Source organism: Flavobacterium caeni, assembly GCF_900101895.1.
In the GTDB taxonomy this organism is placed as follows: Bacteria; Bacteroidota; Bacteroidia; order Flavobacteriales; family Flavobacteriaceae; genus Flavobacterium; species Flavobacterium caeni.
This window is the reverse complement of sequence record NZ_FMVF01000071.1, coordinates 1-1,170: the sequence shown is the minus strand read 5'-3', so window position 1 is coordinate 1,170 and position 1,170 is coordinate 1. Positions and strand designations below refer to the sequence as shown.

Genomic DNA, 1,170 nt, shown 5'->3' with positions numbered 1-1,170 from the left:
TTTCCTCGGCGCTGTCATGTAACGTTTCGCGCAGTTACGCAGGAGCGGAAAAGCGGACTGAGTACTCTCTGCCAAGATAAGACTTTCTTCGTGAAAATTGAACGTTCAACTTACGAAAAACCAGCTCTTGCTTAACTGCGCTGTTGGCAGAAGTTTAAAATGGAAGATCGTCGTCATCCTCGTTCTCTTCTGTGAATTTTACATATGTTTTCTTCCAATCAGATCTTTTGATGAATTTCAATTTTAAATCATCATCAAAAATAGCTTTAGAAATAGACAATTTTAATTTTTTGTTGAGACGAACACTTTCAAAATTCCAAAATCTTCTATCCGCATGTTTCCCACTATAACCACGGGCTTTTAGTAAAGTTTCTACATCCAAGAGTTCCAATATATAAAACTGGTAATCAATTTTTAAATGTTCTTTTATTTCTTCAACAAGTGGATGATTAATCATTAAAATCCTATTTATTTCTTCGCTGCTTTCTTGGTTTTCTTTGCTTAGAAACGTTACTAATTGATTGAGTGTTTTTGAAGTAGCATCTAACTTATTAATAAGACTTATTTCCTTGACTCTAGACTGATTTTGTAGAAACCGTTGGAAAAGCCCAGCGAACTGTTCTTTGAGATAAATTAATATCTCAGAGTTAACTTCAAAACCTTTGATGTTATTGTTATTAGGAAGTGATTTTATTTCTTCGATAAACTGATAAATTCTCACATCATCAACATGTTTGTATTTAATGTCCATTCCTTTATTTATCAAATAAGTTTCGTACTCAGCGAGGACATTTTTTTCAACGAAAATATATACTTGTTTATCTTCTTGAAGAGCGATTTTCAATTCCATATTGGATATAGAAATGTCTTTTGACCTAGACTCAGTGCCAAAACGACCACCTATGATAGAGATTAGAATATCTATATTTTGAATTTCGTTATAGCAATATTCTTCTAGAGCTTCGTCTTTTCCATATGGTATATCGCCCTCTTCATTTCGAATTGCTTGATAACCTAGATTTTCTATAAATTGATCTATTTCAGCTCTAATGTAGCGTAAATCATAGAATGTAGAACTGATAAATATTCTTGGTTTTGCCATAGTATGTATTTAAATTTCTGCCAACGTTTCGCGCATTTGCGTGGTCGCGTCAGCGCGAACTGAGTTCT

General features: G+C 33.4%; 1 protein-coding gene. It reads right to left on the bottom strand.

Going from position 1 to position 1,170, the window contains the following annotated elements; genetic code table 11:
* Positions 1 to 154 precede the first annotated feature (154 nt).
* Positions 155 to 1,102 (bottom strand): DUF4062 domain-containing protein, encoded by a 948-nt coding sequence (locus BLP55_RS16595; protein WP_091147547.1) that lies wholly within the window; start codon positions 1,100 to 1,102, stop codon positions 155 to 157.
* Between the last annotated feature and the right edge of the window lie 68 nt (positions 1,103 to 1,170).